This is a genomic window from Aliivibrio fischeri (assembly GCF_009727955.1).
Taxonomy (GTDB): Bacteria; Pseudomonadota; Gammaproteobacteria; order Enterobacterales; family Vibrionaceae; genus Aliivibrio; species Aliivibrio fischeri_A.
Map to the genome: position 1 here is coordinate 45,969 of NZ_WOBR01000009.1, position 26,547 is coordinate 72,515.

Sequence of the window (26,547 nt, forward strand, 5' to 3'; positions counted from 1 at the left end):
GTTTTTTTGTGGATCCTTTACATGTCTTTCCGTCAGTGTCTTCTTTTTATTTTTGTGTTTTTCCCACTTTCTGCATGGGCTAAATTTTTCTCAGCTCCAATTCTGAATGATGCTTACCAACTTTTAGATACCAAACCTGCGCAATCACTTAGAATCGTTAATCAATATCTTGAGCAAAGACAAATCTCGCCGGGTCAAAATCCGAATCAAATTCCAATTAATAACGATTCTGAACGCACCATTAGAACACCAATAAGTACTGTTGAAGCTTTTCAAATTAAAGCTCTAGCCAATAAAAGATTAAATAAAAATAGAGACTCCATTGAGTCTATTAAAGAAGCTATTTCTCTTGCTAAAGACTTTCAATTAAAGTCAGGCTATTTGGAATCTAAATTAATCTATGCTTACTTATGGTGGAACTTAACCAAAGATATAGATGAGACAAACAGTATCTTAGCAATTATTGAGCAAGAATTACTTGAATCTGGCAACAGCATTGGTATTCACGATAAATTGTATTTTGGCTTTGCATTAATTCATGCTGAAGTTGAATCTGAACAAGGTAATAACAGCAAAGCGCAACAATATTACAAACAAGCAATGACTCATGGGGCAAAACTAAAAGATCCAAGCAGCCTCATTTTCTATCATATTTCTTATGGTCGACACTTTTTAAAGAACAAACAATTTGATCAAGCATTAACAGAGTTATTAAGTGCTTACTGGCAATCAATTGAAGCGGATCAAAGTGGTCAACTAGCTAGAGCTAACTTCTTATTAGGTGAGCTTTTTTTCCAAAGAAAGGTACTGGATAAAGCGCTTGAACACGCCTCGCAATCAGCCGAATTTTACGGTCGTTACAATAACAGCGAGCAACTTTCTAACGTTTTAACCTTAATAGCTCAAATACACCTTAAACAAGGTCGATTCAACTTGGCGTTAGTGCAGTACTTTAACGCTCTGGATCAAGAGAAAGAAAAAAATAACGTTAATAAATTAATCTCATTACGATTAGATATCGCAAATACTTATTTCTTACTCTACAACTACGCATTAAGTGAGCATTACTTAAAACAAGCCAACAACCTTAATGAATACGTAAAACTACCAAAGCAGAAAGCAAGAGCGGCTCTTCTACAAGCAAAATTGAATCTAATCAACAATAAGCCAGATCTAGCTATTAATGATATTCAAACTGCGATTGTTTATAGCAAAAAAGACAATGATAAACCGCTAAAATTACAGTCTCAGAAATTGCTTTCTGAAACCTATGAAAAAATGGGATTATTTGAAGCGGCATTAAAGGCCCAGCGTGAATACGAAACGCTGAACTCATCTATTCAAGCAGTTCAAAACGAAATCAATGAAGAAGTATTTAGACAACAAAAAAGTATTATTGAACAATCTCTGCACTACCAAGGATTAGAAGCTCAATTAAAAGAGAATCATTTACAAACGCTTAAAATTCAAAAAATTGCAGGGTTCTTAGTTGCATTGCTAACGATTATTTCAATTTATGCATTCAGAAAACAACAAGTGAATCGTTTCTTGAAAAAACGTCTCCATCTGTTACTAAATAAATATTACACCCACCCTCGCAGTGGATTACGTAACTTACGTCTACTCACAGAGAGATTACCGTCATCACTACAGCAAAGTAGCTCTAATATCGAACAATGGCATTTAGGTGAATTAATTAACGAGCCACTAAGTGATAGATTAAGATTTACGCTATTCCATATTCCTATGTTACAAGAGCTATATCTAACTCATGGCTACCAAGAAGGTTTATCAATTGAAAAAGCGTTTGGTGATTACTTATCTTCTGTTGTGACTTCTCCAAGTCGTATTTATCATTTTTCGGATGCAAGCTTTCTCTATATCGAGCATAAATCAGATTCAACCTGTAGCGTTCAAGAAATGGCTGAAACCGTTCAAACTTGGATCAATAATTTTGATTCAAACATTTTAACTGATAAGACAGTTAATATAGGAATGGTTGAATACCCATTTTTACCACGAGCCTACACTGCAATTAATGATAGAGAATTAATTGATATTCTATTAATGGCGACTAATGCAGCCCAACATTTGAGTGAAGAGCTATCAAGTAGCCAATGGGTAAACTATCGAGCGATAGATAACGCACCAGCAGCAAGTTTTGCAAGTAATAATATACGCTTAGCTTGTGAACAAGCTATTAACCAAGGTTTAATAAAGGTAATAACATCAAGGAATTAGTAACAAAAATGAATAATGCATCACAAAATTAACATTAACGGCATAGTAATGATTATCAATTAAACAAATTTGATACTTTATTTTAGTCAGTTACTAATATCTTTGTTACTATGAAAATATTGACCTATTTATAGGTTATCGCTATCTATCAATGTGAGTTTTTACCTAAGTTATTATGATTGAAGTATCCATTGTTGCCTCTGAATTAAACCAACTTAAGCAACAGCTAGATCAAACACGCCTATCACACCGAGACACTACGTTAAAATCACGTCGTGAAATAATGCTATTAAAACGTATTATTCTGCGATTTTGTGCTGCGTGTAAACATCATGATAGCGACCTAGATAAAGAGATTGTTGAACTTGCTACTAGCATTGAACAAGTAGAAAACACATCAGATCTTACAGTTCGTATTGCTACTTTTGAACGCTTAATTAATCGATATAAGCAGAATGTTCAAAAAGAGCATTCAATGATGGAAGATCATATTTCTTATTGTGGTGAAACGCTACAACGAGTCATTGGCTTACCTGCCGGACTTAAGAGAGATCTTCGTAACTTATTACAACACCCTTCTCACGATGGCAGTAAACATATTCAACGTATTGTTCGACTTATTGAGCTTTATGAGCGAGCGATCAAATTCATTTCAGTTGGCCAATTATCATCTGAAATCAATTCAAATGAAATTATTGATGTTGATACTCAAGAGCAATTGAGTAATGAATTACAGCATTTAATTTCTGAATTAGATTTTGATAGTACGTCAGGAAAAGACTTACTGGAAATCCGTAATAAACTACTGACAGGTGTTGATGCTGTTTCTTTGATTGATCTTGCACTTCAAACCCTTAAGTTAGTATTGGAAGGCACAAACAATGAACGTAAAGCATCACAAGCGTTTGTTGGTGAAATGAATACGCAAGTTGCTCAAATCATAAAAACAAGTGAACAAAACCAAGAAAAAAGCCAAGCTTATTTAGAACAACGCTCCCTATTAAATGAAGAATACTCCTTGCTAGTAAAGCAAGCAGAGAACTTATTAGACAGCAAAATAAGCATGCAAGATCATAAAGCTCAAATGGCTCTACTACTTAGTGAAATGAGTGATTTATCTGAACGTAATAAAGCCATGCAAGAGCGTGAAGCCGCATTAATTGAGCGACACGAATACGCAACCAAAAAGCTTAATGTTCTTTATGAAGAAACTCTTGAATACCGTCGCCAATTAAACAATCAGCAACAACGTATTTTTAAAGATCCACTTACCAAAGTCTATAACCGAGCAGCAATGCACGAACGTCTTGATTTAGAATATAAACGTTGGGTACGCCATCAACACTCTTTAGTACTTAGTATCATCGATATCGATCAGTTCAAGCGCATTAACAAAAATTATGGCCATTTGGCTGGAGATAAAGCACTTAGCATTATCGCAAAAACCATCGAAAACCAAGTATCAGACACAGATTTTGTTGCCCGCTTCAGTGGCGAAGAATTTTTAATTTTATTTACAGAAACCACTGATGATGAAAGAAATAAAGTACTAACCAATATTCAGTCAGCGATTGCGAAACTGCCATTTAAATTCAAAGATAACCATGTAAAAATCACGGTTTCAATTTGCAGCTCAGAGTTCACAAATAGTGACATACCTGAAAAAGTCATTGAACGTTCAATACAAGCATTATACAAACAAAAAGCAAAAGGTATTGAGCAACTCATTAGTGCGTAGTTATCATTAGAATTTCGTTTTTTTACTGATAACTAAATACCAAATAGCATTATAACCCTCTCAGTTTTTTACAATTTTCCTAGCAAAAGTCTCTTTTGCTGTGTAAGTTTATTATTCGAACAATAATAAAAATACGCAAGGGAGGCACAATATGATTACTCATATAAGCCCTGCAGGTAGCATGGATTTGCTATCACAATTAGAAGTTGATCAGTTAAAGAAAACCGCTTCAAGTGAACTTTACCGTATGTATCGAAACTGTACACTAGCGGTATTAAATTCAGGAAGTCATACAGATAGTTCAAAAGAATTATTAGATAAATATCAATCATTTGATGTTGCTGTTACGCGCCGAGATCGTGGAATTAAACTTGAATTAAATAACCCACCAGAGCACGCATTCGTTGATGGGACTATCATTAAAGGTATTCAAGAACATCTATTTTCTGTTTTACGTGACATGGTTTACGTGAACATGCAAATCGCGGATCACAATCGACTAAATCTTACCAAAGCCACTCACCTAACCAACTTAGTATTTAGTATCTTGCGTAATGCAAAAGCCTTGCATACCGGTATTGAGCCTAACTTAGTCGTATGTTGGGGTGGACATTCAATTAATCCTGTCGAATACCAATACACTCGTGAAGTCGGCCATGAGCTTGGGCTACGTGAATTAAATATTTGTACTGGCTGTGGTCCCGGTGCAATGGAAGGCCCAATGAAAGGAGCCGCTATTGGTCATGCGAAACAACGCTATAACGATAGTCGATTTGTTGGTCTAACCGAGCCATCAATTATTGCGGCAGAGCCACCAAACCCTATCGTAAATGAACTTATCATTATGCCTGACATTGAAAAACGTCTAGAAGCGTTTGTACGTATGGCTCATGGTATTGTTATTTTCCCAGGGGGCCCAGGAACGGCAGAAGAGTTGCTTTATATCTTAGGGATCATGATGAACCCAGCTAATAGACAACAGCCTATGCCTATCGTACTTACTGGTCCAAAAGAGAGTGAGGCTTATTTCCGCTCTATTGATACCTTTATTCGTGATACCTTAGGTGAAGAAGCCACTCACTATTATGATATTGTTATTGGTGACCCAGCTAAAGCAGCGGTTTTCATTAATCATGGTATTAAGAAAGTAAAAGAATATCGTAAAGCAACGGATGACTCTTATAGCTTTAACTGGGCTCTGAAAATTGAACCTGAGTTTCAGTTACCATTTGAACCAACCCATGAAGCGATGTCAGCTTTAGATTTACATTTAAATCAGCCTAAAGAAACATTAGCTGCCAACTTACGTCAAGCATTCTCAGGAATTGTCTCTGGTAATGTGAAAGCCGAAGGTATTGCAGAGATCGAAAAGCACGGTGTATTTAAACTGCATGGTGATCCTGCCTTAATGAAAAAGATGGATCGCTTACTTCAAGACTTTGTAAAACAAGGTCGAATGAAGTTACCGGGTTCTAAGTACGAGCCTTGCTATAAAATCGTTATGGATTAAGGCTGGAATTTTTCACCTTCACTAACGTACAATAATAAGCCTATGCAGAATGCGTAGGCTTTTTCTTTTTTTATAGATAGGAATGAATACGTTATGGCAATTCATCTGGTTATTATTGACGCTCTTAATCTTATTCGTCGCGTTCACTCTGCTCAACCTAACCAAGATGATATCCAAACGGTTATCACCACCACTACTCGAACTATTAATAAAATATTAAAAGAAACAGAGCCAACTCATATCATTGCGGTATTTGATCATCATCTTCAAGATCGAGGATGGCGTGCAGAAATTCTTCCTCAATATAAAGAAGACAGAAAGCCCATGCCAGAAGCATTACAGAAAGGCATGGATGATATCCAAGAAGCATGGTGGAAACTAGGCATTGATTCACTGCTTTCTGATGGTGATGAAGCGGATGACTTGGTTGCCACCCTAGCCAATAAAGTAGCTGTGCATAATGAACAAGTTACGATTATTTCTACCGATAAAGGCTACTGTCAGTTACTCTCTCCTACTTTACGTATTCGAGATTATTTCCAACATCGCTGGTTAGATGCTCCTTTTGTAGAAAAAGAGTTTGGGTTAAAGCCTGAACAATTGGCTGATTACTGGGGATTAGCTGGGATCAGTTCAAGCAAAATTACGGGGATTCCGGGAGTCGGTCCAAAAGCAGCCTTAGAAATTCTAACTCAATTCCCAACGATTGAGGCCGCAAACGAATCTGAAGATTTACCTAAAAAATACCGTAAGAAATTTGATGAGCATTATGAAACCGCTATTTTATGTCGTCAGGTTGCGGGGTTAAGAACGGATATTGAGCTTGGGTTTAATTTGCAAGATATACGATATGAGAAAGGGACTAGGGACTAGGGACTACCAAGTATCATGAATATAATGTGCTTTTCTGCAAAAGAAAGATGGCTATATTTGATGTGGTTATCAAAACGATGACAAACAGTTTTTTTGCGCCAAAGCACACCATATTCAACATCGTACCTAAATAATCTCAACACCTAATAGCCTAATAGCCTAATATTGAAGTTAAATAAAAACGCCCGCTGATTATCAACATCAGCGGGCGTTTTTTATTTATCAATAATTTGGATTACACCAATATTCGTATGAAACAGTATTAGTGTGGAGAAATATTTGAAATCGCTTGGATATGAACAGTGATTTCTTCACGGTCATGATACAAATGCTTAGCTTGAAGCTTGTATTGGAAACCATTTTTCTTTAAGAAATCTTTTAGGTTTTCAATATCTTGAAGAACCTCATCGTAACGACCTTTCATTGGTAATTTAAGGTTAAATAGCGCTTCTTTTGCCCAACCTTTAATTAGCCACTCACCCATAAGATGCGCAACACGAGCTGGTTTCTCAACCATGTCACAAATTAGCCATGTTACGTTCTTTCTTGGTGGTTCAAATTTAAAACCATCAACCATGTGGTGTTTCACTTGGCCTGTATCCATTAAGCTTTGAGCCATCATGCCATTATCAATCGCATGAACAAACATAGAACGCTTAACCAATTGGTAAGTCCAGCCACCAGGACACGCACCTAAATCAACACCCCACATGCCTGATGCCAAACGCGTATCCCACTCTTCTTTTGGAATAAATACGTGAAACGCTTCTTCCAATTTCAATGTTGAACGACTTGGCGCATCAGCAGGGAATTTCAAACGAGGAATACCCATAAAGAACTGAGAGTTATTGTTTGTGTAAGAGTAACCTACATAACAGTGACCCGGAGCAATAAAGCAAATATGCAAAACAGGGATTCGATTTGAATCTCTTTCTGTTAGCATTTTCTTTCCACGTAAAGCCTGACGCATTGGTACAGTAAATTTACGACAGAATTTTAATAGTTCTTTTGCTTCGTTAGTATCTGGCGTTTCAATACGAATATCACCACAACAAGGCACATCTTCAACTTCAGATAACGCATCTAAAATCGGAGAAATACGATCATCTTTTGGTAAATCACTAACTTCAACTGCAACCGCAAACATTTGACGAGCAAAAATTAACTCATTAAATTTAATTTCACGAATTAATCGGTCTGCATCGCCTTCCTGATAGCATTCAAATAACACATAACCCGTATTATTTTTTAGGCGAGGGAAACCAAACACTTCTAGTTGAGTGGCTTTATCTTGGATCTCACCTGCACACTCTTTTTCAAAACCAGAGCGACAATAGAACATTACTTGTTTCACTTTGAAACCTCAGTCAAACGATAAGTTGAAATAGCCAGTATTAACCAGCCAATAATAAAACAGAATCCACCTAATGGCGTTATTGGTCCGAACCATTTAACACCAGTGAATACTAACGCATATAAACTACCACTAAAGAAAAGCATCCCAATGGTAAATAGCAAAGCCGCGTATGATACCCCTTTTGAAAATGAATTTCTCAACAAAATTCCACATCCAAATAAAGCAAGGGTATGCCACATTTGATATTGAACTGCAGTTTCATATACATCAAGTAGATAAGGAGATAAAACCGCTTTCAAACCATGAGCACCAAATGCCCCTAGCCCAACAGTTAATGCTCCACTCATACTCGCAATCAATAAACATAAGCGACTATTCATCATCCACAATCTCTTGTTCGCTACGAGCTTTACTTAAAATCCACTCTCTAAACGTAGCAATACGACCGGTATCAGCCTGTTTTTCATTACATACAAGATAAAAAGCATTCTTACTCACCAATACTTCTTCAAATGGAGCAACCAAACGGCCCGCATCTAATTCAGGTTGAGCTAAAACGTTATTACCTAACGCAATACCTTGCCCGTGAGCAGCAGCTTGTAACACCATAGTTGAGTGACTAAAAATAGGCCCTTGGTTTACATTCATGCCAGCTAATTCGTAATGCTTAACAAACTGCTTCCAGTCTTTACGAGAAGTATCATGCAATAACGTATGGAACCGCAAATCATCAATCGTCGCTAATGGTTTTTCATTCAGTAGCACTTGAGGTGAACATAATGGTAATAACTGCTCTTGATATAACAGTTCAACACGAAGACCCGGCCAATTACCTCGACCATAATAAATAGCAACATCCACATCTTCTGTTAATGAACCTTCATCCATATCAACGGCTTTAATACGAACATCAATATCTGGCTCTTGGTTATTAAAATCCGATAATCTTGGTACCAACCATTGAATAGCAAAACTTGGCGGCAAACTAATAGTTAATGCACCTTTGGCGCTTCTTTCCAATACTTTATCTGTTGCTTCAGATAAAGAAGAGAAGATTTCTTTAATGTCTAAAAAGTAGCTCTGTCCCTCTTCTGTTAATAACAAAGAGCGATTTCGGCGTCGAAAAAGTTTAAGACCAAGAAACTCTTCTAATGCTTTGATTTGATGGCTAACTGCCGCTTGTGTAACAAATAATTCTTCTGCTGCACGCGTGAAGCTTAAGTGCCTGGCTGCCGCTTCAAACACACGTAAAGAATTTAAAGGTGGTAATCTTCGAGACATAAGAACTCACATTTTGAACCATTAGTTTTTTTAATGCCAAGTATTATAATTTGTCCATTGTCGAACTACCAGATAAAACCTAATATTAGCCCCGTAGTTTAGAGGTAAGACATATATTCCTCCCTGAATATTTTTCCCCTCTCTCTAAACTGCAATGTTGTGTTTGCATATTGGCTCGACTGTTAGAGCCCGATCATTGATATCAACTTATTGATACCAATGCTCAATATTTCCTGTGTTTTTGACCTATGGTTAAAAAAGATTAGTTAGCACCGTTTAATACGGTGCTTTTTTTTGCCTGTAATTTTGACTTACGCACCAGAAATCCGCATCATTCTCCTGTTTGCTAACCCAATGAAGAAAATTCTTATGACTGCATTTAATGTTGAACTTGTTCGTTCTCAATTTCCAGCTCTATTACAAGAAGTAAATGAGCAACCTATTGCGTATTTTGATAGTGCGGCAACCACACAAAAACCATTAGCTGTATTAAATGCAATTCAAGATTATTATCAAAAAAGTAATGCCAATGTGCATCGTGGCAGTCATAGCCTAACAGCTTCTGCTACGCTTCAATTTGAACAAGCAAGAGAAACGGTTCAACACTTCATTAATGCAAAAAGCAGTAAAGAGATTATTTGGACTCGCGGTGCAACAGAAGCCATTAATCTAATCGCTCAAACTTATGCTCGTAATACATTACAAGTTAATGATGAAATTTTAGTGAGTGAATTAGAACACCACGCGAATATTGTTCCTTGGCAAATTGTTGCAGAACAAACCGGAGCAAAAATCATTAAAATCCCAATGAAGTCAAATTGCACATTAGATATGGATGCATTTGAATCATTGGTAACCAAAAAGACAAAAATTGTTGCCATCGCTCAAGTGACCAACGTAACTGGAACTCTAAACCCTGTTGAAGATATCATTAATGTTGCTCATCAAGCAGGAGCGATTGTGGTTGTTGATGGTGCTCAAGGAATTGTTCATCATGCGATTGATGTTCAAGCTATGAATGCCGACTTCTATGTTTGCTCTGGTCATAAATTATTTGCACCTGCTGGGATTGGCGCTTTGTATGGCAAACAGCACTTACTTGAATCTATGCCGGTATGGCATGGGGGCGGTAAAATGGTTGAGAAAGTGTCGTTTGAAAAAACGACGTTTGCAGAACTTCCAGGAAAATTTGAAGCGGGTACGCCTAATGTTGCCGGAGCGATTGCTTTTGCCACTGCCATTAACTGGGTTAAGCAATTTTCCCACGATGATCTAAATGCTCATATTAATGAACTTCGTCAAATGGCGATTGATGGAATCAAAGATATTGAGGACTTACGCTTTATTGGGTTACAAGATAACGCGAGCTTATTCTCTTTTGTTATTGATGGTGTCCACCACCAAGATATCGCTACGTTATTAGATCAACAAGGCATCGCTGTACGCTCTGGTAATCACTGTGCTCATCCTATGCTAGATGCTCTAGGGCTTACTGGTACTGTACGTGTTTCATTTGCCTTGTATAATACAAAACAAGATGTTCAACGCTTTATCGACGCGCTAAATAAAGCCGCAGATATGCTATAATACCAATCCACATAAATATTTGATCATTCTTGCTTGTTAAAATCGATTATAGCTGCGTTATAAATTTTGTAATTAGAGCTACTAGTTACTGCAATTTATGCCTTGCTTTAATCAATTTTTCCTACGCAATTATCTGATCAACTACTTATCCGGATTGGTATAAGCTCTAATTTAAGGTATTCATTTATGTCCACTTTCCCATCATCGCCTTTTGGTTTTGATATTACTCACTCGACAGTACTTGATTTAATGAGTAACGCTAAAGGTTGGGAAGACCGTTACCGTAACGTAATTCAATTAGGTAAAAAACTGCCTAACATGCCTGAAGAGCTACAACAGGAGAACGTGACGATCTCAGGTTGTGAAAGTAAAGTATGGCTACAACATGAAATCGTTGATGGTGTTTATTTCTTCTGTGCTGACTCTGATGCAAGAATTGTTCGTGGGCTTATCGCATTAGTCATGGCGGCAGTTAATAATAAAACCGCAGAAGAGATTAAGGCTTTCGACATGGATGGGTATTTTGCTCAATTGGGGTTAATTGAACATTTAAGCCCATCACGTGGTAATGGGCTTAAGGCGATCATTGAAACGATCAATGAACTAATAGAGCAGGCTTAAGGCCGCTTCGCTTGAAGGATTCAGGGAGGTCGTTGGAATAATAGCGCCTATACCTGAAACCTTTAGGGAGCTTGCGACCGTCCTGAAACCTAGTCCCTATTTACTATGTTTCTCAATCAACTTCTCTACAATTCTCGACACAGCAACAAACCCAAACGTCGCCGTTACCACCGTCGCAGCACCAAAACCACTCGCACAATCCATACGCTTAGGGCCTTCAGCAGTTGCTTTAGTTGCACATACCGAGCCATCAGCTTGTGGATATTTCAAATGCTCAGTTGAGTACACACAATCAATACCAAATTTACGCTTAGGGTTCTTAGTAAAATTATGGTGGCGACGCAGCGTATCACGCAATTTCTTAGCTAATGGATCTTGAATCGTTTTAGTTAAATCTGTGATTTGAATTTGAGTCGGATCCGTTTGACCACCCGCACCACCAGTCGTAATAACTTTAATCTTATTGCTCTTACAGTAAGCCAGTAATGCCGCTTTAGGTTTCATGCTATCAATGGCATCAAGTACGTAATCAAACTCTTTAGAGATGTATTCAGATAGATTTTCAGGGGTAATAAAATCATCGATTAAATTAATCTTACACTCAGGGTTAATTAATTTAATGCGCTCAGCCATGACTTCAATTTTGCTCTGACCAATAGTACCAGTCATCGCATGGATTTGACGGTTAATATTCGTCACACATACGTCATCCATATCGATTAACGTAATCTCACCTAAACCAGTACGTACTAGCGCCTCTACAGCCCAAGAACCCACACCACCAATACCGACTACACATACATGAGCTGCACGCATAATTTCTACTTCACTATTACCATACAAACGGCGAGTGCCACCAAAACGTTGGTCATAACTTTCAGAAGCAGGAGTGGTTAATTCGCGCATGGGGTTACCTTACTCAAAAACAAAAAAAGAGCACGATTTATACGCACTCTTTTTTAGAAGATCAAGTGTTAAGCGATAACACATTATTTTGATTTTGGCATTTCCCAAGGATTTTCAGTTTCAGTATCTTGCAAACCTAATTTCCATACTCGACCAAAATGCTTAAAGTGACCAGCAGCAATACCCGCTTCTGTTCCCATTCCATAATATTGATCTAAATGGTTTTCTTTTACAGCACCACCAGTATCTAAAGCAAGCAACACTTTAAGTACATGTTTCCCAGTCCACTTACCGTCTTTATCTAATTGAGGGACTTCAGCAAGTATTGGGGTTCCCATAGGCAATAAAGTACGATCGGCAGCTACAGCCGCACCCGCATGTAATGGAATACCAGCCGTACCTAAAACATGATGTGCGTCTTTTGGTGAGAAAAAGACATACGATGGATTTGTCTCTAATAGTTCACGAACCGTTGCTTCATCATTTTTTGCAACCCATTCTTTGATTGCTTTTAAAGACATGTCTTTACGCTCGACTTCACCACGCTCTATCAGAATGCGGCCAATACTTACGTAAGGATGATTATTTTTCCCACCATAGGCAAAATACTCAAGCTTGTCATCATCCCCAAAATGTACAAAACCGCTGCCTTGTACTTCCATAATAAACGGGTCAATCATGTTATCTGAATAACCTAATTCAAGACCTAAACCTGCTAATGCTCCCGCATTAATTTCTGCACGAGTTGGACAATCTGAACCACAATCAGGCTTATCGTATACTGGGTATTTAAACGTTTCGTTCGGCGTATGACGCATCTCAATTACAGGAGAAAAGTAACCCGTAAACATCACATTACCTTTTTTATCACCACCACCCATCTGAGCAAATTGAATACCATAGTTCGACAACTCTGCAGGATTTGAACTTTCATCAATCCATTTTTGTAATTGCACATAGAGTTCTTCATAACGTAATGACATTGACTCAGAACGCTCTAAAACTTCTGCACTCTGTTTTTTGAAAGCACTAAAGTCAGAAGGCTTATCTGAATTAATTTCGCCAACTTTATTCAAGTTACTACTAAACCCACCATCCAGATACTGCTGAGCACGATCTGTTGGTTGATCAGCACACCCAGCTAATCCAAGAAGAACACACACAAAAGATAATTTACGAAACACAATAAAGCCTTATTGAGAAATAATGCGGCAAGGATGACAAACAAATTCAGAGAGGGCAATTATTTAGAGTGCAATAAATGTAAGAAAAGGATAATTTTGACAAACTTTGACATTACAGAGAAAAGCTATTCGAGATAAAAGGCTATCTCGAATAGAAAATAAGCAGATAAATTAATACTTCAACAGATAATTACTGTTTACGAAAACTGGATTTATAATGAGCAGGCTTAATTCGTAAAAGCTGTTCGCCATCTTCATCTTCCACTTGATACACGTATTCAGTATCGCCATGCATATAACTTAGTATTGTGCCGTCAAAGTCATATTGTGTATTAATTAGACGACCATGAGTATATATACCAGCAGAACTGATAGTAAAGCTATCCTGTGCATAGCTCGGGACGCCTAATTCAACCCAATTACCATATAATTGTGTTGATGGCATTTTAGCAAACATCCCAGCTCGGTACATTGCAGCAATCGAGCCAGCAACAAGACCAACCGCAACAAGTCCTATTAATACCAATAATCGAACTTTTCTTTTCTGTAACTCTTTTTCTTGGGCTTGACTCATCACTACGCCTAATAATAACCATTGATATATAAGCTTATCGGCATTTATTTAAAATATTAAGAAAAAGTTATGTGACCTTCTACTAAATACTTGCGCAAATTAAAATAAATAGTCATGATAAATGAATAAGTATTTATCATGGAAGATATATTGTGAAGTTTCGTAGTACTGCTTTAGTTAAGGGATTCCGTCAATCCGCACCTTACGTCAACGCTCATAGAGATAAAACCATTGTCATTATGCTCGGTGGAGAAGCGATTGCAGATCCTAATTTCGCTAATATAGTTAATGATATTGCCCTCCTCAACTCATTAGGATTACGAATTGTCATCGTTTATGGCACTCGCCCACAAATGCGTTCATTACTAAAGCAAACAGAACATCACGCTCCTTTCCATAAAGGCATACGCATTACTGATGAGCAAACACTAGAGCTAGTAAAACAGATAGCTGGACAGTTACAACTCGACATCACCGCTCGCCTCTCTATGAGCTTAAATAATACACCAATGGCAGGAGCACAAATTAACGTTATCAGCGGCAATTTTGTTATTGCTCAACCTCTAGGTGTTGATGATGGTATTGATTATTGCCACAGTGGACGTGTCCGTCGAATCGATACCCAAGGGATCAATCGAATGTTAGATCAACAATCTATTGTTCTACTTGGCCCTGTTGCGAGTTCTGTTACCGGCGAATGTTTTAATCTTTTATCAGAAGATGTCGCCACTCAGTTAGCTATCCGCTTAAATGCCGACAAGCTCATTGGTTTCTGTTCAGAGCAAGGTGTCCTTAATGAAAAAGGACAGATTTTAGCGGAATTATTTCCAAGTGAAGCTGAAGAGATCCTTCAACGTCTTGAAAAAGAATTAACACCAGAAAACGGAAAACTCACCGGCACAATGCGCTTTTTAAAAGGAGCGATATCAGCATGTAAAGCTGGAGTTCCTCGTAGTCACCTAATTAGCTATAAAGAAGATGGCGCATTAATCCAAGAGCTATTTTCTTTTGATGGTATTGGTACTCAAGTGGTCATGGCGAGCTCTGAGCAAGTTCGTGATGCTGAAATTGATGACATTGGTGGCATATTAGATTTAATTCGCCCATTAGAAGAGGAAGGCATTTTAGTTCGCCGCTCTCGTGAACAGTTAGAACAAGAAATTGCACAATTTACGATTATTGAAAAAGATGGATTAGTCATAGCGTGTGCCGCTTTATATCCTTTCCCAGAAGAAGGAATGGCGGAAATGGGCTGTGTTGCTGTTCACCCTGATTATCGGGATGGGGATCGCGGTGTTATTTTATTAAATCGTCTACGCGCAAAGGCAAAACAATACAAATTATCCCAACTATTTGTTCTTACCACTCGCAGTCTTCACTGGTTTAGAGAACAAGGCTTTATTGAGGTAGATGTTTCACACTTACCGATGAAAAAGCAAAAACTGTACAACTTTCAGCGAAAATCAAAAATTCTTGTGTTAAAAGGATTATAAAAAAGGCCGCAGAAGGAACCCCCTTTGCGGCCTATTTGTTCTTACTGAATAACTTAAAACTATCCAAGCTTGAGGTTAATGACCGGCAGTTTTCGATAATAAATTCACCACAAGAACACCAGACAAAATTAAACCAATCCCAATGATCCCTGCGAGATCTAGCTTCTGCCCATAAGCAAAATATCCAATAGCGGCAACAAGGACGATACCAGCACCACTCCAGATTGCGTAAACAATGCCAACAGGCATACTTTTTACGGTTACAGACAGCAAAAAGAAAGCAATACCATATCCAACAGCCACAATTAAACTTGGTGTTAATTTAGTAAATTGCTCGGTTTTAGGAATGAATGAGGTTGCAATCACTTCTGAAATAATCGCAATAATAAGCGCCATCGCTGGCGGCATTGAAACAAGTAATTTAAACATATAGCAGTAAAACTCTAGATCCAACCATTAATCATCTAATTAACATGGTTGGTAAAAATAGAATATCCGACATTCCTTCCGAATTTTAGAGCCGCAATTATAGGCATTTTTGACTTTTTGGCTAGACTCAAAAATAGTAAATAACTATTACAAAGATGAAATAATAGAGTGACCGACTTCTAAAAGTTAATCACTCTCATATCATTTAATTCATTAGTGATACTAACCCACTGTTTCTCTGAGTTTTAATCATAACCCCTCGAGCCACCACTTTTTCCGTCGCAAATAAATCGAGTTTTTTCTTCGCTCGCGTGACGCCCGTATAAATCAGCTCACGGGTTAAAATTGGGCTAAACTCTGCAGGTAATGCCAATACTGTATGCTCAAACTCAGAGCCCTGAGATTTATGAATGGTCATTGCATACACCGTTTCATGCTCTGGTAATTGGCTTGGTAGCACACCACGAATAGAGCCATCTGGCATATCAAAATAGACACGCAAACGCTGATCAATAGGATCTGGCATAGCAATACCAATATCGCCATTATACAAACCAACACCATAATCATTTTGTGTTACCATAACAGGACGCCCCGAATACCAAATTTCATCACCGTGAGGGATTAAATCAGACTTTTTCAACGCTTTTTCAATACGCTGATTTAATCCAACCACACCAAAATCCCCTTCACGCATCGCACATAATAATTGAATTTTGCTAAATGCTTTCAGTACGATTTCAGGTTTATCACCTGCATGGATATGCCCTAAGTAACTGCGATAACCATTGACCATCATAGTAATCATTGCGTTGTAACTGTCATTGCTTAAATCATGAAAACGAATATCTGAAAACCCTTTATCCCATACCGCTTCTACTTTAAATTTACTGCCTTCATTAATGGCTTTGGCAAGTTGCCCTATACCTGAGCGAGCATCAAAACGGTAACTCTTTTGCAGCATACATAAGCTATCTGCAACGGCGTTATTATGTGATTGTGTTGGTAGATTAAAGCCTGTTAGTTGAGATAACTGCTGTGCTTGGTTCTGGCTATAACCCATTTTAGTAAACTGACAAATATCACCTAACACTGCTCCCGCTTCAACCGAAGCTAGTTGATCTTTATCGCCCAATAAAATAACACGAGCGTGTTCAGGTACTGCATCGAGTAATCGTGCCATCATAGGCAAATCGACCATAGACGCTTCATCCACCACCAGTACATCAAGGTGCAATGGGTTCGATTTGTTATGACGAAAATCCACTTGATTTGGAATATAACCAAGCAGTCGATGCAGTGTACTTGCATCGGTTGGGATCGCTTCTTTCACTTCAGGTGCTAAACCAATGGATTGTACCGCCTGACCAATGGATTCAGTCAAACGTGCCGCGGCTTTACCTGTTGGTGCAACCAGTTTAATCGCGATGTTTTTATTATCCTGCTGAGCTTGAGTCACTAAGGAGGCCAAAAGCTTGGTTACTGTGGTTGTTTTACCCGTACCTGGACCACCAGAAATTACAGAGAATCGACGAGTTAACGCCACAGCTGCAGCGACTTTTTGCCAATTAACACAGTGGTTATTTGGAATTAATTGCTCTAACGTTTCTAATTCTGAAGATTTAGTCGCAGCTAATAACACCGTATCAATCGCCTGCCAATCCAGATCATCAGGCTGAACAACATCAAGCATATCGCACACTAATTGTTGGCGAGAAACTTGATTGTTATTCTCCAACTTTTTCAATGCTGAAAATAGAAAATGATACTGACGAGCAAACAACTCATCCAATGTATTCGATAGCTGAGGGTTTACTGCCACACTTTGCGCCGCTTTAGTAATACGGTTAGACACACGTTGTTCAAATGCCCAATAGCGTTGTAAATACAAGCGAGTACCATCAAAAGCTAAAGGAGTTGCCTCTGTGCCATTTGAGACGGTTGATGCATTAATTAATTGTTGTGCCCAAGCGCTTCTTTCAGGGACTAACTCTAATAACGCATCACGATATTTTGTTGGAAGAGTAAAAAGATCCCCTTGCTCTATCTGCTCAATATCAATACATACATGACCACGACCTAGCTCATGACTCGTAATGGCTGATAGCAGCATAAGTAAATTACTATCACTGTTTTTTTCTTGCTGAGCGATAAACTTGGCAAATTGAAGATCCAATGGGCGTAGCACACCATGATCCATTAAATGTTGTAATTGCTTAAGCATTGACTTCAACTCCATCTACCAATTTCTCTAACTCTTCTAACAAGGCTTTACTCGGTTTTGAATAAAATACACCGTTAGAATTTGCATCATGCCCTTCATGTGTATCTTCAACACCACGCAAGAAAATATAATACGCCCCACCAAAATGGGTATCGTAGTCATAATCAGCAATACGGCTCTTCAAAAATCGATGAAGTGCTAATGCATAGAGTTGATACTGAAAATCGTAACGGTGATCTCGCATCGCCTCCACTAAGGCATCCCCACCATAACATTCAGGAGCATCACCTAAATGGTTTGATTTCCAATCGAGAACGTAATATTTTCCCTCATGCTCAAACACTAAATCGATAAACCCTTTGAGCATGCCGCTAACGGTAGAGAAACCCAATTCGCCGGCTCTTGCTGATACTTCATCATGCTTAGCGATGGTTTTATTCACTAAACTTGAGTTTAACAATTCAATAGGAAGTAAAAATTCCATTTCAACCAAACGTTGAGTTGGACCTTTACTTGCTAAACGTAAGTTCTCACCATCAAGTGGACAATCTAACACTCGTTGCATCATGGTTTGAACGACCTCTAGCCATTCTGCATCGTAGTTTTCTTTCTCTAGCAATTTAATGATGATTTGCGTATTTTCTTCACTGTTAATTGGTTGAGTAAATTCAACCTCTTCAAACAATGAGTGTAAAAACGTACCCGCCCTCGCTCCACGCGGGAAAGTAAAGATGGTTCGCTCTGGCTCTAAATCCAGTTCTTTATCTTCTTTATCTTCTGCTGAATCGATATCTAAATTAATAAGCTCTAATGAAGCATCATTATGGTGATTGCCTTGTTTGACTAATCCAGAATAACTGGTCATCCACCAATTACTTTTCACAGGTTCAATTAACTTATTAGCGTACAGTTCAATATACTCATCTTGAACCTCTTGATACAGCTCATCGGTGATGGTTTGAGGTGATTGGATCACCATAGGCGAATTGCCTACAATCAACTTTTCTAAGCAGGCTTTCAGCTCTTCAACATTACATTCGTCTGCCTGTTGAATTAGATAACCTAACCCCGATAGATGCACACCCGTTGGGGGCTTTTTCGAAATGCCTTTGCTGATAGGCGCGATGCCGATATAACAAGCATAAACCGCACGAGTTAATGCTACATAAATCAAACGTAAGTCTTCGGCTAAACGCTCTTTTTCTGCCTTCTCAACAGAATCGTCTTCTTTTAATAAATCCAACACCGAGTAACGATTATCTTCATCATAAAAACTGACTTCACCTTTTTTGTCTATCGCCCGATAAGAACAAACAAACGGTAAAAAGACTAAGTCATATTCCAACCCTTTGGATTTATGAATCGTAACAATTTGCACCAAGTTACGCTCTGATTCCAAACGTACCGTTTGCTCTTCTGAGTCCCCATTAGGCTCAGAAATAGAGTCAGACAACCAACGTAATAATCCATAATCACTGTCTAAGGTTTGGCTAGTTTGCTGCAGTAATTCACCAATATGCAATAAGTCAGTTAGTTGGCGCTCACCACCGTTTTCTGCGAGTAAACGCTCAGAGATCCCTTGCTGGGTAATGATTTGGTGCAACATCGGCATAATGCCACGCTGTAACCAATGCTTACGATAGGCACGAAACTCATTAACCGCTTGCTCCCACTGCATTTCATCGACATTAAACTGATGCAATTGATCCGCAGTATAAGCAAACAATGACGATGCCAATGCAGAACGTACTGCCCTTGCATCAGTCGGTGTCATAGCGGCTTGTAATAAACGCAACACATCTTTGGCTAATGAAGAAGAAAACACACTGTCTCGGTTAGATAAATAAACACTGGCGATACCTTGCTTTGATAAGGCTTCGCGTACTAATTTACCTTCTTTACCAGTACGAACCAGAACCGCAATATCACCCGCTTTGATGGCTTGTTTTTTCTCACCATGTTGTAAATACGCCGAGCCCTGTTGCGCCCCCGTCAAAATGGTTTGAATTTGTGCCGCGGTTGATTCTGCCATCACACGCTGATAACTGGTTTTATTTACTGGATTGCCATCTTTACTTTCTTGCAACCAAAAGGTCATGGCTGGCTGAGTTTGATTATCTAGTGCCCATGATTTTTGCTCAGCATTAATAGGGTTATATTTAACCGGATAAAACGGTATATCATCATCGTACAAAAAAGGCTGTTTGCCATGTTCAAAGATACGGTTTACTGACGTCACCATATCCGCCGTTGAGCGCCAGTTAGTATCTAAGGTGTAATGATCCACCACTTGGCGACGAGCTTGAATATAGGTAAAAATATCCGCACCACGGAAAGCGTAAATCGCTTGTTTTGGATCGCCAATCATAAATAAGCCGCATTGTGGCTGTTCTTGATAAAGCGTACTAAAAATCGAATATTGCAGCGGATCGGTATCTTGGAATTCATCGATCAACGCCACAGGATATTGCTCACGGATCTTTTCTAGCAATAAGGCATTCTCTTGATTTTCTGTCGCTTGAGATAGTTGAGTCAGCAAATCATCAAACGATAACCAATTTTTTTGCTCTTTCGCTTGCTGCAAGGTTTTACGACATTGATGAATCGCCAACGATAGTAGTGGCTGCTTGATCTCTAATGGTTGAGCAAGAAAATCATCAATGAGTTTAAATACCGCATGTTCTGGGGCTTCGCCTTTTTTGGTTTTTTCAATCAATAATTCTTGAGAAAACTTTTCTAGCTTATCGTGTACTTGCAATGAGGTAGTTGGGTTATTAGCCCACGATGACACTTGCTCTAACCAATTCGGTAAATTCTTTTTAGTGTAGCTGCGTTTATCAACACCTGAATCCGCAATTAACGCTTCAAAATCGGCGCAATGTTCTGACCACTGTTTTTTTAATTCATCAATACGAGCAATGCCTTGCTGACAAAACTCTTCCAATGAATTTTCTAACGGTTCTACGGTTAAATGCTTTGGGACACCAGTAAGACTATTACCCATATCACCTAATAATGCCGATGGGCTTGACCAACAATCATAAACACTTTCAGCCACCATTTTTGGTAGATGATAAAAACTGCGACGCCAAAAATCGGCAGCCACTTGATGCATTAATTTCGCTTGGTCGGTAACAAACTCACTCTCAAATTGCGCACCAGACTCAAAGGCATTTTGAGTTAGCATACGTTGACAAAAACCATGAATGGTAAAGATAGAAGCTTCATCCATACTGCGTTCGGCATTCAAAAGGATCTGCGCCGCCGACTTATGATCACCAATAGAAGCCAACAGTGGATCAATCACCGGATCACCGCTCTTATAATCATTGTTATGAACAGCACGAGCAAACGCTAAACGAGCATCATGTATTTTTGCTCGAATACGCTCTCTTAATTCGGCTGTTGCCGCTTCTGTAAACGTCACTACCAATATTCTATCTACGGTTAACTCTTCTTGATGTCGAGTGCCTTCATCACCATGACCAAGTAATAAACGTAAATACAAACTGGCAATGGTAAAGGTTTTACCTGTACCTGCAGAAGCTTCAATCAGACGAGTTCCATGCAGAGGAAACGTCATTGCATTCAATTGATTTGGAGCTGCGATTGTCGTCATCGAACATCACCGTTTTAAACATCAACATCCTGTTTTTACAAGATATTTGTGTGATCCATATCGTAGTTCATCAGAAACTAAGATAATAAAAATAATAAAGCTATCAATGTGAGATCTTTCTCACGGTTCACTTTTTGAGCTTTGTTACACTCAGCGCCACTTACAAAGCGCTCATTAAATGTGCACTTGTAATCAGGATTCGGTCAACCTCTGACCTGTGGCCGTACAGCGAACGCCCTACACTAAAAATGATTTACTGGCGGCCACCCTACTTCCTACTGATAACCACCTTTACCTTTTATAACTTTTCTTTCTCGCTATGTAATAATGCGTTACGTAACACCTTTTGAGCATTATCAAAAATAGCCTGACCAAAATCATCATTCCATTCTGGCCACATACGTATCACATAATCATTGCTATTTTCGCCCGCATAACGAGTACCATTGTATTCATCCGCCATTTTTTTCAGGGCTTTTTGATGCGTTTCTTCGTCATCATTCCACACACCTTTTTTATCAACGTGTGCTTCGAGCCCTGCTAATGCCGCTTTTGGTAAATAAGCTAATGGTTCGCAATTACCCGAAATATAAAGACTTAATATCATCTCTAGTTCTTGGTATGCTTTTTCTTTCTCGATGGTTTCAAAGTGATAAATCGCATCCGTACCAAATAGATGAGTCAATTGCTGCTGGCCCATTGCACACAAACACAGGTGATCAATCCAGGTTGCTAAAATTTCATGTGAGCGAATTTTACCGCCACGATAACGCAGCATTCCAGCCTGATAACGCTGTTTTAACCAACCTTGCAGTTCCATTTCACCATGAGGGAAGCTAAAGCGTAAACGCACTTCTTGATCATCTAATGGTAATGTCGTTAACGGTTGAATATGAGCAACCAGATCTTTTACCGTGTTTACTTCTTTGTCTGCGGCTATCTCACCAAAGCTACCAATCGGTAATTTACCTTGGGCCTTTTGCTGCTGATAAAAATCACGAGAGATTTGAGATACATGGTTAGGATCATCATAGGCCAATAAGTCCTCCAATAGATCCGATTTCATACCATAACCAGTACGACCATCGATGGTAAACGGCTCATCATCATCAACTCGACTCTCTACCGATTCAAAAAAGACTTTTAAACCACGGTTAAAGAAATAAGCGACAGGTAAACGCCAAAAACGTTGCAGTTCAGTAAGCTCTAGCTCTTTTGTTTCAGGCGCATACACTAGTGGTGCAGTCTGAAACTCAGGTGCCGCTGCTCCTTCTAATTTAGCCGTTGGTAACCACTCACTTGCATAGCTGGTGTTGTCACCAATAAAACTTTGCTGGCTGTAAGGAACCAGAGGATGTTCTATGGTTAATTGCTTAACTAAGCGTTTTGCGGATGCTTCAGGATTCAACTCATTATCACCCTCTAGGCAATAACCTTGCTGACAATATTCAAGTAACTCACTGACTAATACTGACGGTGCTTTTTCTGTGTTGTCACGAATTGAACGCCCAATATAACTTAAATAAAACGCTTTATTTGCCGATTGCAGTGCTTCTAAAAACAGATATCTATCATCATCTCGACGTGAACGGTCACCGGGTTTCATGCGTTTTTGCATTAAATCGAAGCCTTCAACAGGCATGGTTCTAGGATAAGAACCATCCGTCATTCCAAGCAAACACACCACATCAAATGGAATGGAACGCATTGGCATTAAAGTACAGAAGTTAACTTGTCCCGCTAAGAATCGTTGACTCGCTTTACCGCCAGATAAATTATTTTTCAGATAATTATTAATAATTGGCGCTGAGATTGGCGCATCAAAACCCGCATCTTCTAGATTTTCTTCCAGTTTTTGCAGTTGATCTCGAATGCTTTTAACGACCAATTCACCTTCTAATTCAACATCTAAAAAATCATCCATTAATTGATTGATGGTGGTTCGCCATGCACTAATGGTTTGCGGTTGGCCTAGGATGATCTGATAAGTCAAAAGCTGATCAATAAACTGCGCTAAGTTACCGGCAATTTCCGCATTCATGCCCTGCACTTGTTCGTAACTCGCCATGCCTTCGAATAGCCCAGCACCTTGCTCCATCGCATAACCAAGCAACATGCGGTGAATACCAAATAACCAAGAGTTTTGATTGTGTTCAGGAAGATCAAACTGTGCAGATGTGGTGTTATCTAATCCCCAGCGAATACCGGTTTCTTCAGCCCAGCGTTTCACAATTTCAAATTGCTCGGCATTGAATTTAAAGCGAGACATTACGGCTGGAACTTCAAGCAAACTCAATAATTCCGAAAGGCCACAGCGATTCTCAGGTAACGCCATTAAGCTCATAAAAGCCAATAATACTGGATTTTCTTGCTCGGCACTTTGGTCTGAAATGGCAAAAGGAATATAACGATCAAAAGCCGCATTTCCAAATACCGCTTGAATAGCTGCACTGTAGACATTGATATCTGCCACCATCACAATAATATCGCGTGGTTTTAAGTCTGGGTCATTAGCAAACATATCCAATAACTGATCATGTAAAACCTCAACTTCTCGCATTGGACTATGGCACGAATGTAAAAGAATGGAACGATCATCAGAGCTGATTGATTGTTTATGCTGACTGTTATCAAGCACATCATCACGACTGCGCTCTTCAAGATTTAAAATATCAGACTGAATGGAATGCAAAAGATTATCGTTACCAATATCAACAAAAGCATCAATCTCTTGTGCTTCCATTTCTGATAATAAACATAGATTATCTCGCCCTAATTTCCCCCACGAAGCAAGCAAGGAATTGCCCACTTCAGAAGTATGTAATTCATCTTCAAAATTAGCCTCAATTGAACCTTTTAGCTGTTCTGTATCACCAATATGCTCACTGTGATCATCTAGCCATTTTACCTGCAGACGGTTGCGGGCTTCTAAACGAGCAAGGTATTTTCTGTCTCGAATTTCACCCCAATAATAACGACACGGATTGGTAAACATTAGGTGCACATCAATATGCTGACCTAACGCCGCAAGCGCATCTAAATAACGAGGAGGTAATGAAGTGATACCCACCACAAACAAACGCTTAGGCATCCCTTTTGGCAAGGTACCCGTTTGCAAATAGTTATCTAGCGTTTCGATAAAGTGCTCAAACATATTGGCACGATGATAAGGTGAATGACCAAGCGCTAAAGTTTGATCATATAACGCTCGCCATAAAATAGGTTGCCAAGGGTGTTCACCTTCGAGCTCTACGACCTCTTCTCCTGCTTCCCACTGTTGAATCCACTCAGGGCGGAACACCAAGTATTGGTCAAAGATATCGGCAATTTTTGCAGCCAGTTGATAACACTTAAGTTGGTTTTCATCATTTTCTAAATATCGCTGCAGAGGTGCAAACTCCTCTTGTTTTAACAGCTCAGGTAATAATGTCACTATCTTCCATGTCATGGCTTCTTTGTGAAAAGCACTACGCTTTGGCACATCATCAAGCACCTGAGTAAACAAGTCCCAAATAAAAGTAGCAGGAAGTGGAAAAGTAAGATTGGCGGCAATCCCTAACTCTTTTGCGAGTTCGATTTTGAGCCATTGCGACATACCGGGACTTTGAACAAGTATTTGCTCTTGCTCGAACGGGTTATCAAGGGGATTAAGGCGAATTAACTCAACGACAAGTGATTTAAGAACATCAAGTTGATTTGAATGATAAACAGTAAACACACCCAGCTCGCTTATAAGAAAATGAAAGTTCCTATAGCTTAACGTAACTGGGTGTGTTTGAAGAGAAAAAAAGCTTATAAATTAATGTGCATGACTCATATTTGCCAAACGATTTGTCATTCGAGTAATTGGACGGTAATGAGCTAAATAATGGATCGCAACATAACTCACCACACAACTTGCAATCACTAATTCAACAACAGCAAGTGTTCTTACTTGGTAAACATAATTTGCCGCTACACCTTGAGATAACATCCAGTTCGCTGTTTTAAATAATGCGGTTGCACCAATTACCATAGGGAAGGTAAATGCTGCGTAACCAGGACTAAATGGTAATCTCATTAATTTAAAGAAAGCCATGTAAATAACACTCGTCATTAACACTGCAATACCAAATAGCAGCGCAATAATTACAGGCGATGGTGAAGATGTCACTGTTAGATAACCCGCTAATGATAAGCTTGCTGGCGCAGCCATGATTGCGATTGTTGGTTTTGCGGCATCTGGCACTTCATGACTAAAAATCAAACGGTAGATCATGATTGGTAGCATAATAGCGTAGCTAACCAAACCAAACATTAATACCCAATGGGCCACTGATGCTAATGATGCGCTACCAGAGAAAGAAACATCAGCAACAATTAAGCCTACAGGTGGAACAAACCAGCTTGGCACCATATGATGTAATTCAAAATCTTTTGCTCGATGATAAATAAAAGAAATTAAGAAAATAATATGAATCACTACCGCTGCAAGCCATAAAGCATCCCCTGCTGCACGGTAAAAATGCCCGATTGAGGCTGATACCACCATAGTACCCATTGCAAATGTTGGAGCAACACTACCAACAACAGGGTGCGCTAATTCATTCCATAAAATCGCAGGATGTAATAAAAATTTAACCGCTAATACAAGTAATAAAACAGACGCAATTGCCGCTGAGATCCATTGTGCATAACCATTTAACGGTAATGCGTTTTCCCAGCACCAACCTAAACTTGCGATACCAAGAGCTAATCCCGCCATTGGAGTCGGAGCTCCTGCTATTTTTTGTTTTGTATAATTAAGCATGACAATAATCTCTGTTCTATTTAACGATAGAGCTATTTTAATCGGAGTAATCCATTAATAAAATTTGTATAAATTAAAAGTAGCGTTAAAATAAAATTAACGATTTGGCTTTTAATTAATT

At 38.8% G+C, this 26,547-nt stretch carries 18 protein-coding genes; 7 read left to right on the forward strand and 11 right to left on the reverse strand.

Translation table 11 applies throughout. From position 1 onward, the window contains the following. The first annotated feature begins 21 nt into the window (after positions 1–21). From GNP81_RS13050 to xni, 4 genes are all read left to right on the forward strand, one after another. Positions 22–2,241, forward strand: a complete 2,220-nt coding sequence (locus GNP81_RS13050; protein ID WP_196587432.1) for a tetratricopeptide repeat protein — start codon at positions 22–24, stop codon at positions 2,239–2,241. 175 nt (positions 2,242–2,416) lie between these two features. Next, positions 2,417–3,979, forward strand: coding sequence for a GGDEF domain-containing protein (locus tag GNP81_RS13055; protein ID WP_155674692.1), 1,563 nt, complete (start codon positions 2,417–2,419; stop codon positions 3,977–3,979). 151 nt (positions 3,980–4,130) lie between these two features. Then, positions 4,131–5,489 carry a nucleotide 5'-monophosphate nucleosidase PpnN gene (gene ppnN / locus GNP81_RS13060; RefSeq protein ID WP_011261345.1) on the forward strand — a complete coding sequence of 453 codons (1,359 nt, stop codon included), beginning with the start codon at positions 4,131–4,133 and terminating at the stop codon, positions 5,487–5,489. Between the two features lie 93 nt (positions 5,490–5,582). Next, complete coding sequence (xni, locus tag GNP81_RS13065) at positions 5,583–6,362, forward strand: flap endonuclease Xni (protein WP_155674690.1); 780 nt, start codon at positions 5,583–5,585, stop codon at positions 6,360–6,362. Positions 6,363–6,624: 262 nt separating this feature from the next. On the opposite strand, the gene rlmM is transcribed toward xni, so the two are convergent. The 3 genes from rlmM to GNP81_RS13080 are packed head-to-tail and all read right to left on the reverse strand — an operon-like array spanning position 6,625 to position 9,000. After that, positions 6,625–7,716, reverse strand: coding sequence for a 23S rRNA (cytidine(2498)-2'-O)-methyltransferase RlmM (gene rlmM, locus GNP81_RS13070; protein ID WP_054775844.1), 1,092 nt, complete (start codon positions 7,714–7,716; stop codon positions 6,625–6,627). Further along, on the reverse strand, positions 7,713–8,099 hold the full coding sequence (locus tag GNP81_RS13075) for a DUF423 domain-containing protein (protein ID WP_012534127.1): 387 nt from the start codon (positions 8,097–8,099) through the stop codon (positions 7,713–7,715). Before GNP81_RS13075 ends, rlmM begins: the two co-directional genes overlap by 4 nt. Next, positions 8,092–9,000 (reverse strand): transcriptional regulator GcvA, encoded by a 909-nt coding sequence (locus tag GNP81_RS13080; protein ID WP_005417875.1) that lies wholly within the window; start codon positions 8,998–9,000, stop codon positions 8,092–8,094. Before GNP81_RS13080 ends, GNP81_RS13075 begins: the two co-directional genes overlap by 8 nt. Before the next feature lie 369 nt (positions 9,001–9,369). Here GNP81_RS13080 and csdA point away from each other — a divergent pair, with 369 nt between their 5' ends. Continuing rightward, the gene (gene csdA / locus GNP81_RS13085; protein WP_196587433.1) at positions 9,370–10,587 is read left to right on the forward strand and encodes a cysteine desulfurase CsdA; all 1,218 of its coding nucleotides are present in this window, start codon (positions 9,370–9,372) and stop codon (positions 10,585–10,587) included. 186 nt (positions 10,588–10,773) lie between these two features. Beyond that, the gene (gene csdE, locus GNP81_RS13090; protein WP_155674688.1) at positions 10,774–11,208 is read left to right on the forward strand and encodes a cysteine desulfurase sulfur acceptor subunit CsdE; all 435 of its coding nucleotides are present in this window, start codon (positions 10,774–10,776) and stop codon (positions 11,206–11,208) included. 96 nt (positions 11,209–11,304) lie between these two features. Here csdE and tcdA read toward each other — a convergent pair whose 3' ends face one another. From tcdA to GNP81_RS13105, 3 genes are all read right to left on the reverse strand, one after another. Next, positions 11,305–12,114: a tRNA cyclic N6-threonylcarbamoyladenosine(37) synthase TcdA gene (gene tcdA, locus GNP81_RS13095; protein ID WP_005417869.1), complete on the reverse strand. Its 810-nt coding sequence runs from the start codon at positions 12,112–12,114 to the stop codon at positions 11,305–11,307. 83 nt (positions 12,115–12,197) lie between these two features. Continuing rightward, on the reverse strand, positions 12,198–13,298 hold the full coding sequence (gene mltA / locus GNP81_RS13100) for a murein transglycosylase A (protein WP_017019837.1): 1,101 nt from the start codon (positions 13,296–13,298) through the stop codon (positions 12,198–12,200). Positions 13,299–13,488: 190 nt separating this feature from the next. After that, a complete protein-coding gene (locus tag GNP81_RS13105) occupies positions 13,489–13,872 on the reverse strand; it encodes a DUF2850 domain-containing protein (RefSeq protein ID WP_155674686.1) in 384 nt (127 codons plus the stop codon). Between the two features lie 152 nt (positions 13,873–14,024). Here GNP81_RS13105 and argA point away from each other — a divergent pair, with 152 nt between their 5' ends. After that, the gene (gene argA / locus GNP81_RS13110; protein WP_017019836.1) at positions 14,025–15,365 is read left to right on the forward strand and encodes an amino-acid N-acetyltransferase; all 1,341 of its coding nucleotides are present in this window, start codon (positions 14,025–14,027) and stop codon (positions 15,363–15,365) included. A gap of 75 nt (positions 15,366–15,440) precedes the next feature. Here the strand turns inward: argA and GNP81_RS13115 are convergent, their stop codons facing one another. The 5 genes from GNP81_RS13115 to GNP81_RS13135 form a co-directional block, all read right to left on the reverse strand. Continuing rightward, a complete protein-coding gene (locus GNP81_RS13115; protein WP_063644006.1) occupies positions 15,441–15,773 on the reverse strand; it encodes a DMT family transporter in 333 nt (110 codons plus the stop codon). 226 nt (positions 15,774–15,999) lie between these two features. Further along, positions 16,000–18,018 carry an exodeoxyribonuclease V subunit alpha gene (gene recD, locus GNP81_RS13120; protein ID WP_155674684.1) on the reverse strand — a complete coding sequence of 673 codons (2,019 nt, stop codon included), beginning with the start codon at positions 18,016–18,018 and terminating at the stop codon, positions 16,000–16,002. Continuing rightward, positions 18,011–21,637: an exodeoxyribonuclease V subunit beta gene (gene recB / locus GNP81_RS13125; protein ID WP_155674682.1), complete on the reverse strand. Its 3,627-nt coding sequence runs from the start codon at positions 21,635–21,637 to the stop codon at positions 18,011–18,013. The genes recD and recB overlap by 8 nt, the downstream gene beginning before the upstream one ends. Before the next feature lie 298 nt (positions 21,638–21,935). Further along, positions 21,936–25,355 carry an exodeoxyribonuclease V subunit gamma gene (recC, locus tag GNP81_RS13130; RefSeq protein ID WP_336495498.1) on the reverse strand — a complete coding sequence of 1,140 codons (3,420 nt, stop codon included), beginning with the start codon at positions 25,353–25,355 and terminating at the stop codon, positions 21,936–21,938. An 81-nt stretch (positions 25,356–25,436) separates the two neighbouring features. Further along, positions 25,437–26,426 (reverse strand): TDT family transporter, encoded by a 990-nt coding sequence (locus GNP81_RS13135; protein ID WP_155672925.1) that lies wholly within the window; start codon positions 26,424–26,426, stop codon positions 25,437–25,439. Positions 26,427–26,547 lie beyond the last annotated feature (121 nt).

What these genes read in the sequence shown, in the direction of transcription:
- GNP81_RS13050 (WP_196587432.1), top strand. Translation starts at nt 22, where the DNA reads ATGTCTTTCCGTCAGTGTCTTCTTTTTATTTTTGTGTTTTTCCCACTT.
- GNP81_RS13055 (WP_155674692.1), top strand. Translation starts at nt 2,417, where the DNA reads ATGATTGAAGTATCCATTGTTGCCTCTGAATTAAACCAACTTAAGCAA.
- ppnN (WP_011261345.1), top strand. Translation starts at nt 4,131, where the DNA reads ATGATTACTCATATAAGCCCTGCAGGTAGCATGGATTTGCTATCACAA.
- xni (WP_155674690.1), top strand. Translation starts at nt 5,583, where the DNA reads ATGGCAATTCATCTGGTTATTATTGACGCTCTTAATCTTATTCGTCGC.
- GNP81_RS13075 (WP_012534127.1), bottom strand. Translation starts at nt 8,099, where the DNA reads ATGAATAGTCGCTTATGTTTATTGATTGCGAGTATGAGTGGAGCATTA.
- GNP81_RS13080 (WP_005417875.1), bottom strand. Translation starts at nt 9,000, where the DNA reads ATGTCTCGAAGATTACCACCTTTAAATTCTTTACGTGTGTTTGAAGCG.
- csdA (WP_196587433.1), top strand. Translation starts at nt 9,370, where the DNA reads ATGACTGCATTTAATGTTGAACTTGTTCGTTCTCAATTTCCAGCTCTA.
- csdE (WP_155674688.1), top strand. Translation starts at nt 10,774, where the DNA reads ATGTCCACTTTCCCATCATCGCCTTTTGGTTTTGATATTACTCACTCG.
- tcdA (WP_005417869.1), bottom strand. Translation starts at nt 12,114, where the DNA reads ATGCGCGAATTAACCACTCCTGCTTCTGAAAGTTATGACCAACGTTTT.
- GNP81_RS13105 (WP_155674686.1), bottom strand. Translation starts at nt 13,872, where the DNA reads ATGAGTCAAGCCCAAGAAAAAGAGTTACAGAAAAGAAAAGTTCGATTA.
- GNP81_RS13115 (WP_063644006.1), bottom strand. Translation starts at nt 15,773, where the DNA reads ATGCCGCCAGCGATGGCGCTTATTATTGCGATTATTTCAGAAGTGATT.
- recD (WP_155674684.1), bottom strand. Translation starts at nt 18,018, where the DNA reads ATGCTTAAGCAATTACAACATTTAATGGATCATGGTGTGCTACGCCCA.
- recB (WP_155674682.1), bottom strand. Translation starts at nt 21,637, where the DNA reads ATGACGACAATCGCAGCTCCAAATCAATTGAATGCAATGACGTTTCCT.
- GNP81_RS13135 (WP_155672925.1), bottom strand. Translation starts at nt 26,426, where the DNA reads ATGCTTAATTATACAAAACAAAAAATAGCAGGAGCTCCGACTCCAATG.